Here is an 8,451-nt window from a genome sequence, read left to right as displayed (position 1 = left end):
GGGCATCGGAATACCTCGCGGCGCAGCGGCTATCAACGATGCCACAACGCTGCCATGAGCATCGCAGTCCATTAGACCGTCGCCGCCCATGATGTAGTCACCACCGGGGAAAACCGGCAGCCGCGGGCTGGGGTTCACGCCGGTGTCGATAACGGCAACCGGTACGCCGTTTCCGGTCGAGTACTGCCACGCTTTACTGACGTTGAGCATCGCGAAACCCGGTGCGGTGACAGCCACGTTCGGATCAGCCACGGTAATGGTGCGCGCGCAGATGTTGCTTTGCCGCATCGGCTGGTCGGAGTTCGGCCTGCCGTCGGCGGGTACCCGGCCCGGATCGACACTTGGCGGTGGAATCGCTTGCGCGACAGGGGCACCCGTCGACATACTGACCAGCAGGACCGCAGACCCCATCGACCAAAGCCGTCGGGCCCATACCGACGCGGTCACCGCATCCTCACCCAGGTGAACAGTCCACCGATCCAGGCCGCCAGGGGTAGGGCCGCGATGATCGCCACCAGTTCCATCCATTCGGCGATCATCCGAACCAGCGGCGTGAACCGGGTGATCGGCACCAGCAGCGCGGCCAGCATCCCTGCTGTTCCGAATGCGGCCAGCACAAGGGCGGCCCACAGCACCGCTGCACTCGATGCGGCCGGCACCTGCAGAACGTACTTGGCGACTCCGATACACACTGCAGCGGCGGCACCGCACACCAACGCGACGGCTTGTCGCTTGTCGGCAAATGCGCGGCCTCGGCTGACGAAGATGAGCACGAACAGCCCGGCCAGTACTGCAGCCGCAATGCTGTGACCGCGGCCCGGGGTCAGCGTCGCCCACACCGCCGCGGGCAGGGTGAGCCCCGCGCCCACACAGATGCCGGTAAGCACGTGATTGGCACGCTTGGCAGCCTCAGCAATCTCCACCCCCCGCGGGGTGGTGTCCGGGTTCACTTCTTCCTCTCCATCGGCGTCGACCGGTGCCACTGCGTCGGCCGGCAGCCTGTCGTTGCGCCGGAACAGATCCCGCCCGGTGACCGACCCGAAGTACGGCGGCCGGATCCGCGCGGACCACAGTGCGATCGTCGGGGCCAGGGTCAACAGCAGCAGCAGCACAACCAACGTGAGCATCCCGAGCCACTGCGCCGGCATGGGCTGCCACATCCGGGCAGCGGCAGCTGTGCCGCCCAACGCGCAAAGCGTCACAACGGCGGCCGCCACGCTGATCTCCCGTCGGGTCACCACGGCGACGCCACAGGTCAACACCGAGACGGCGAGGGCGGCGATGAACAGGTGCGCCGAGCCGAGCGGTCCGGGCGCCGCCGCAGCGACGCTCACCGCCAGCAGGGGCACTGCGAGCCAGGCGAATCCACGTTGCAGGTCGTCGCGGCGTGGCCACCACCGCCAGGTGGCACCGGCAGCACCTGCGGTCAGAAAGCCGGCCACGCCGGTGACGGTGCTGGGCGTCAGCGAATCGGCGGCGGCACGTGTACGCAAGGCCAACCCGAGCAATACCGCCGACACCAAGGCCAGAATCGCGACGGCGGTATAAGTTGCGGTCTGAGCCGTGACCGGTTCGAACAGCTTCTTGCCAACCCGTGCCAGGCCGGTCGACAGCGACTCGTACTGCGGCTCGAACGAATCACCTTCCGCTGAGGGAACAAGGACCAATGTGGCGCCGTCCTCGACGCCCAGCTCGTCCAGGGTTCTGGTGACGTCGAGCCGAACGCCGTTGGCTTTCTGAAGTTCATAGCCGATCCCCATTTCGAGGCCGGTCAGACCGCGGCGTTTCAGTTCGTCGTTCAACAGCTCGACGATGTTGTCGATGAAGACCTCGACCGGCACTGACGCCGGGTACACCTGCGATATCAGGTGTTCTCCGCAAACAACGGCGACCGCACAGCGCGCCGGAAACGACACTGTGGCCATTAGCGTGGCCTGTCGGCGTCCGGAATGTACTTGTCAGCTAATTCGGCGGTGATTTCGAACAGCCGGAGTCGTGTTTTCTTTCTCAGTTCGTGCTGAGTATCGATGATCCCACCTTTGGCAAGGTGAGGGTCGTAAGGCATGAATTCCACTGTGGCGCCTGATTGCGCAAATCGCTCGGTGAGATAGGTGCGCGCGTCGGCGTCGTATTCGTTGCGGTTGTCGTTGAGAATGACCAGGCTGCGCGACACCAGTTCGTGGTAGCCCATCGAACGCAGCAGATCGATCGAGCGCGTCACCGGCAATGACGTGTCGGCAGTCAGTCCAGACACGAACACCAAGGTGTCGCAGGCGTCGAACACCGCCTTCATCACCGGATGCTCGAGGTCGTCGGAGGTGTCGACGACGATCACGGTGTGGCTGCGGCGCAACCGGGACAACACACCGGTGAACATCGACGGCACCAACGGCCGCGGCTGGTCCGACGCCCGGTTGCCCGCGAGGACGTCCAAACCAAGATTGTTCTGTCCCAGATGTTCCCGGATATCAGCGTAACCCTGAACGTCTGTGTCGTTCAGCACTGCGGTGTAGTCGCCGGGCGGAGCTTCGTCGATGCGGCCGGACAGTGTTCCGAAACCGGGCGCGGCGTCGATAGCGACCACGTTTTCCGGCCGGCATTCCCGGAACACCGCCCCGATGCACGCCGTCATCGTGGTTTTCCCAACACCGCCTTTGCCGGACACCACGCCAATGACATATTGCTTCCGGATGTGCCGGCGTATCCGGGCCTGCAATTCGCGATAATGCCTCTCGCCCGGCGACTCGCCTAAGTTTATTCCGCGAAAAGACGCGTTGTACACAAATTTACGCCATCCCGAACCTGGCGGGATTTTTCGCGGCGTCACCATATCGGAAATACGCAATGTACTCGATACGGAATCGGGCTGTTGAGGACGCGATTCAGTCCCTTGTCTGCGACTATGTCTGGCCGGCTCCGGTGAATTAGGTGCCGGCTGCCACGGATTTGTCACGCTCCTGATGCTAACATGATCGCCGAAGCCCTGTTTACACTACCTTTCGATAGGAAAACCATTCTTCATTCGCGGGCAGCCGTCGGAGCATCCGGTTGACGGCGGCACCAATACTGCTCACTGTGCCGGGCCCGATCATGGTCCAGCGCTTGCCGTCCGACGAGAAGTGCTCGGCGAGTAACCGCCCTTCCGGCCCGTCGATGATCGTCACCACGCTGCGCTCGACGTGCGTCCGCATCGGCTCGCCGGTCTCCACCCCAGACTGCATTGCGACGATGGAGGTTTGGGCCGACCGCCGCGGATCGGCGGCAGTCGTGAGGATTTGCAGCTGATCAGGCTCAACTCGTTGATTCATCAAGAAGTTGCAGAGCGTCTGCTGGCTTGTGACACCTGCCAGCAGTGCATCAGCATCCAACGTGATGGGCCGCAGCGGCGCGGGCGTGTTGGTGCCGCACAGGCGTTCCAGCTGCGCAGTGAGCAGCACATTGGCAGCTCCCTCCGCGCTCGCGGTTCCGGCTCCGCTGATGCGGACCAGTTCCTCTGAACGCTCCATGAGGACCCACCACTTGGCGAATCGTGCCAGTAGCGCTCCGGCGGGCGTAGCCGCGTCATCAGGCGTGCACGCCCGAATGACCAGTGCGACGTCGCGACGCGCGAGCACAGTCAACCATTCGACGACCGCGGCGTCCACCGTTCCGGCCTCGTCGATCACGCCTTCACGCCGGAGCTCGGCGGCGATCGGATGCGACAGCGCCATCGGAGCCGTTTCGAAGCTCGGCAAAGTCGGCCGCAGCCCGAGCTCCGGGGCGAGCGCCTCTATGCCGGTCAGGACCTGAAGCACCCACAGCCCATCGACGGTGGTGGTTAACACACACAGTTCCTAATCCAGCCGCTGGAGAGGGCACGCGCCCGCGTGCATCTCAGCTCAGCACTTCAAGGACGCGTCAGACGAAGAAATTCGTAGAGCTCAAGTCTGTTGCGTGGGCTGCCGCGTTCACCGTATGGATCGTCTGGCCGTGTTGCGCCACTGTTTCGATGAGACCCTCGAGTCCGCGAAGCATTTGAATTTGTGCCTCATAGAAAGCCGCATGCGCCTGGCCTTGAAAGAACCCGGCGATCTGGTCGGTTCGGTGCTTAATGTCGTCGTGGTGCTCCATCAACATCGCCGCGTTATTCGCGACTCCAGAACCCAAATCATCGACGACGCCGTGGTCATATTGTATGTTGCCCATGCTTGTCATGTCGTTCCAATCTCCAGTCGGTCAAGTGTTGATTAGCTGATTACCAAAGCACTGGTCGTTATGCTTGTGTCGCCGCGAAGCCGGCGAACGAGTGTGCGGAATCCAACTCATGCTGCTCCATGAGTAGCGCGACCTTGCCGAGGCCCTGAGCCAGCTTGGTGCCCCACATCACCGCTTGCGCCAAGTCGTGTTGAACCTTCGCTGCGGTGGTGATCGAAGATTGGTAGGCATCCCCTTGCCAAGCCACACCGACGTTCTCTTGACTGCTCAGGTACTGATTAGCGATGACGGTCGCGTGTTCAAGCGCCGTCTCGATGGCCTGCTGCGTCGAGCGCATCATGTCCGGCGTAACTTGTAGTAGTGCCATTGCTTCTCCCTTGCTAGCGGACCCGGCTTCGGGTTGGGGACTAGTTTAAGCATGCCGCGGCGTTTGTCACTTCACGCTTTTTACGCTTCGCGTCACGTAAGCATCAGTATTTGACTGTGGTAACGCCTGCCCCAATTTCGGCCCGGATGACCCGCCTGACGCTCATGCGCAGTGCTCAACGCAGGGTGTTGGCCCGTCTGTGCCGCTGCTGCCGGATGGGCCCAACATCCCCGGCAACACAATCCCTCCCTCGTTCACGTGGACCGACGATTGGCGCGAAAGCGCACGCTGCGATGTGAATGGTTCAAACGGACACGTCCGTCAGCAAGCGCCAATGCATAGATGATCTCGAGATGGCCCCGCTGTCGGAGCAATAGCCTAGTCCAGATGGATCCGCGACATCGTTTAGCGATCGAATTATCGACTTCAGGTCACCAACTAGTCGTTCGAGTTCGGCAAAAGCTCCGCCGTAATTATTTAGGGAATCAACCGCTAATTGGCGGAGAAGGCAACCCGGTCGCCACGAAGCTCCTCGTTCGTCAACGTCGGTCCCCATAGCTCACGCTGACTATTAACCCACTCGAGGCTTGGACGACGCTAATGTGGTTGACGGGATCATAGAATACTGTCGTGCCTCCTCTGCTGGGCGCGGACAGACCGGTTCGAAGCGCATTGTTTACGGCGCTCACGTTCGGAAGGCGGGCAATCCGCTAGCCGGTTAACGAGCCGGGCCGTCACCGCGGCTCGATCTGATCACCGTCAACCACGATGCGGGCGTATGTCACGGCCTCCTCAGACTTGTCACCGCTGCCGCGTGCTCGCCTCCCCGCCGGCGCCATCGGCATCGCCGTGCCGCCCGTACTCACGGAGGTGGTCAAGCTTCCCACCTTGGTGGCGTTAGCCACACCACCGCGGAAGCTGGTGGGCCGGCCACCGGTCTCCGGCTCGAAAGTGCTGGCAGGACGGGTGTAGCTGGTTAAGCCAGCACCGGAATACGCGCCGACTCCAGCTCCGCCCGCACCGGCTGCGAGACCTCCGGGGGCCGTACCGCCGGTTCCCACCGACCCAGCCACGGCCGATACGACGGCCGCCTCCGGTGCCGTCCCCGCTGGAAACATTCCCGCCATGGACTGCATCAGGGATTGCGGGATGCTGGTGAGGCCCTGCGCCGCCTGCAGTGGGGCTTGAGAAATTCCCGTCACTTGTTGCATCACCCCGGAAACCGCCGCCTGCAGCGGCTGGGTGACCGAGGTTAGCTGGCTCAGGCCATTCGCCGAGGACGATGGTGCCGCTCCGGCCGCCTGCGCGGCCTGACTCGACAAGCTCACCCCGTCCTGCACGCCCGTGGTGGCCGCTGCCTGCGCGAGCGACTCTCCTGCGACTGTCGGGGCGGCGGGGGACGCGCCAGTGGGGGCTGCCGGCGGCGGCATCGCTCCCAATGCGGCGGTAAAAGTGCTCATCAAGCCGGAATACACCCAACCCACGCTCGAATTGTGGGGCCAGTGCTCTCCGTAATATTCGATATCTCGTTCGATTATGGCCGGGGTGTATGTCAAGAACACGCTAGGGTTGGCGTCGTTCATCGCCTCTCGCTGGTCCCGGTTGTCCTGGCTGACCACGGAGGGAATCACGGAAGACTGCGCCGTCGTGAAGGCGTCGATGGCGCCCTGGGTGACCATGATTTTGTGCGCGGTCCAGCCCGCGGTCGTCTGCAGCCCGGCGTTCAGGCCGGTTGCCGCATCAGCGGAGGCGATCGCTCCGAGACCCTGCCATGAACCGAGCGTCGCAACGGTATTGGCAGCGGAGCGCCCCATCGCCAGTTCGTGGTGGGCAGTCTCCGTGACCCAAACCAAGTTGTTGCTGACCACCGACGCCGGGGAACCAGCCTCAAAAATTGCCGCGATAGCCTCGGGTGGACCCGTCCACCGCGGATCGCCCGCCATGCTCGTCCCGTCAGCCTAGGGCGGCGTTGTCGATCGCATCCGTGGCGACGTAGGTACCGGACGCCAGCGTCTGAGCGCCGGCAAAGGCAGCGCGCTGTCCCACATGATCCGCTATGGCCGCCAGGTATGCGGCGCCGGTGGCGTTCAGCGCTGTCATGAACTCCGCTGAATCCAGATCTGCCGCCATCGGCACCACACTGGTGAGCGCGGCGGCACCGGCCGCGGTCGTAGCCGCCATATCCGAGCTGATTCCCGATTCAGTGAGTGAGGACATATCGACTGCGGCTGGAACCACGCTGAATGCACCGGTCATCTTCCTCCCACGTTGCTCCGAAGATTCATACCGCGAGTGAGTTGTCTGAGTTTAAGTTGTTCGGCACCCACTGTCGACTCAGTGTTCCGGCGCCTTGGGGATGCGGTGCGGTCGTCCTATCCTGGCGTTCCGGTGAGCACCCCTTCCCTCTCCCCGTCGCTGGAAACCAGCAAGCCGCGACCCGGTGGCGACTGCTGAGCGCTGGTTCTTCCGAAGACCTTCACATTCGCTGGATCGTTGTCCATAAATAAACTGGGGGAGCGAGATCCGGTCAGCTTCTGGCCGGTTCAGCAGTTCCTCCTGGCAAGGGGCCATCTCGTTAACGGCGTTTCCGGCGGTTTCCATCAGTAGGTTTCGGCTGCCGGGAATCGGTCGCCGAACGTGATCGCAAACGCATTAAGCGCTGGCTTCCACCGCATCATCCATCGTGCCCTGCCCACCCCGTTGGGCTAGGTAACGAGTCACGAGGTAGAGACATTTCATCGCGGCTTGCTCGGATGGAAAGTGTCCGCGGGCTTTGATCGCTCGTCGGTAGCGGGCGTTCAGCGATTCGATGACGTTGGTGCTGCAGATGACCCGGCGTATCTCCACGTCGTAATCAAGGAACGGAATGAACTCGTTCCAGGCGTTGTCCCACAGCCGGATCACCGGGTAACGCTGTCCCCATTTCTCGGTCAGCTCCTCGAACGCCGAGCGGGCCGCGTTAGCGTTCACGGCTGTATAGATCGGTTTGACGTCTCGTTTGATCTCGTCCCAGTACTTGCGGGAGGTCAGCCGAGATGTGTTGCGCAGCAGTTGAATGATGCACGTCTGCACGATCGTTTGCGGCCACAGGTTGCCCACGGCCTCGGGCAGTCCTTTGAGGCCGTCGCAGACCACGAAGAAGACGTCCTTGATGCCGCGGTTGCGCAGATCAGTCAGCACGCTCATCCAGAACTTCGCGCCTTCTCCGCCGGTGCCGGCCCACAATCCGAGGATGTCGCGTTCGCCGGCCAGGGTGACCCCGATGGCAGCTTAGAACGGCCGGCTGGCGACCTGGCCGTCACGGACCTTGACCACAATGGCGTCGATGAAGATCGCGGCGTAGGTTTCGTCGAGAGGCCGCACCGCCCAGTCGTTCATCTCCTCGATCACCTTGTCGGTGATCCGGCTGATCGTCTCCTTCGACACCGACGCGCCGTAGATCTCGGCGAAATGTGACGAATTCTCACCGGTGGTCGGGCCTTTGGCATACAACGACAGCACGACCTCATCGACGCCGGACGACCGGCGCTGACGCTTCTTGACGATCTGCGGCTCAAACGTCGCGGCCCGGTCCCGGGGCACGTCGATATCGAACCGCGCCGGTGGTGTCGGTCAGCACCGTCTTTGCCCGGGTGCCGTTGCGGATGTTGCCTATTCCCGCGCCGGGCGGGCCGTGCTTTTCATAGCCGAGGTGTTTCGGTCATTTCCTCGTTGAGCGCGGTCTCTCGTACCGTCTTTGTTAGCTGTTTGTGCAGCCCGTCGGGCCCGGTCAGTGACAAACCCTGTTCCTGGGCCAGTCGCACCAGCTCGACCGCAGCCTGCTGCTCAGCAGACTGCACAACCTGCTTACTTTTCGCCACATCGTCCAGTGTCGTCATCACGGCACCTTC

The 8,451-nt window shown here is 62.8% G+C and carries 7 protein-coding genes and 2 pseudogenes; all 9 read right to left on the bottom strand.

The features are described 5' to 3' along the window. Positions 1–411: pseudogene (locus WA317_RS20090) on the bottom strand (type VII secretion-associated serine protease); the annotation flags it as partial. Positions 412–443: 32 nt separating this feature from the next. Further along, positions 444–1,925 carry a type VII secretion integral membrane protein EccD gene (eccD, locus tag WA317_RS20085; RefSeq protein ID WP_425174702.1) on the bottom strand — a complete coding sequence of 494 codons (1,482 nt, stop codon included), beginning with the start codon at positions 1,923–1,925 and terminating at the stop codon, positions 444–446. Further along, positions 1,925–2,953: a MinD/ParA family ATP-binding protein gene (locus WA317_RS20080; protein WP_425174701.1), complete on the bottom strand. Its 1,029-nt coding sequence runs from the start codon at positions 2,951–2,953 to the stop codon at positions 1,925–1,927. Before WA317_RS20080 ends, eccD begins: the two co-directional genes overlap by 1 nt. A 34-nt stretch (positions 2,954–2,987) precedes the next feature. Next, positions 2,988–3,824: an ESX secretion-associated protein EspG gene (locus WA317_RS20075; protein WP_425174700.1), complete on the bottom strand. Its 837-nt coding sequence runs from the start codon at positions 3,822–3,824 to the stop codon at positions 2,988–2,990. A 73-nt stretch (positions 3,825–3,897) separates the two neighbouring features. After that, positions 3,898–4,185: a WXG100 family type VII secretion target gene (locus WA317_RS20070; RefSeq protein ID WP_425174699.1), complete on the bottom strand. Its 288-nt coding sequence runs from the start codon at positions 4,183–4,185 to the stop codon at positions 3,898–3,900. Between the two features lie 67 nt (positions 4,186–4,252). After that, on the bottom strand, positions 4,253–4,561 hold the full coding sequence (locus WA317_RS20065) for a WXG100 family type VII secretion target (RefSeq protein ID WP_425174698.1): 309 nt from the start codon (positions 4,559–4,561) through the stop codon (positions 4,253–4,255). Positions 4,562–5,295: 734 nt separating this feature from the next. Beyond that, a complete protein-coding gene (locus WA317_RS20060; RefSeq protein WP_425174697.1) occupies positions 5,296–6,504 on the bottom strand; it encodes a PPE domain-containing protein in 1,209 nt (402 codons plus the stop codon). A gap of 10 nt (positions 6,505–6,514) precedes the next feature. Beyond that, positions 6,515–6,817 carry a PE domain-containing protein gene (locus tag WA317_RS20055; protein WP_425174696.1) on the bottom strand — a complete coding sequence of 101 codons (303 nt, stop codon included), beginning with the start codon at positions 6,815–6,817 and terminating at the stop codon, positions 6,515–6,517. A 344-nt stretch (positions 6,818–7,161) separates the two neighbouring features. Further along, a pseudogene (locus WA317_RS20050) lies at positions 7,162–8,439 on the bottom strand (IS256 family transposase). Positions 8,440–8,451: the final 12 nt, after the last annotated feature.

This window comes from Mycobacterium sp., from assembly GCF_049802695.1.
Classification (GTDB): domain Bacteria; phylum Actinomycetota; class Actinomycetes; order Mycobacteriales; family Mycobacteriaceae; genus Mycobacterium.
Note: the sequence above shows the minus strand (reverse complement) of the source record. Positions and strands in the feature narration are given on the sequence as shown.

What these genes read in the sequence shown, in the direction of transcription:
- WA317_RS20055 (WP_425174696.1), bottom strand. Translation starts at nt 6,817, where the DNA reads ATGACCGGTGCATTCAGCGTGGTTCCAGCCGCAGTCGATATGTCCTCA.
- WA317_RS20060 (WP_425174697.1), bottom strand. Translation starts at nt 6,504, where the DNA reads ATGGCGGGCGATCCGCGGTGGACGGGTCCACCCGAGGCTATCGCGGCA.
- WA317_RS20065 (WP_425174698.1), bottom strand. Translation starts at nt 4,561, where the DNA reads ATGGCACTACTACAAGTTACGCCGGACATGATGCGCTCGACGCAGCAG.
- eccD (WP_425174702.1), bottom strand. Translation starts at nt 1,925, where the DNA reads ATGGCCACAGTGTCGTTTCCGGCGCGCTGTGCGGTCGCCGTTGTTTGC.
- WA317_RS20070 (WP_425174699.1), bottom strand. Translation starts at nt 4,185, where the DNA reads ATGGGCAACATACAATATGACCACGGCGTCGTCGATGATTTGGGTTCT.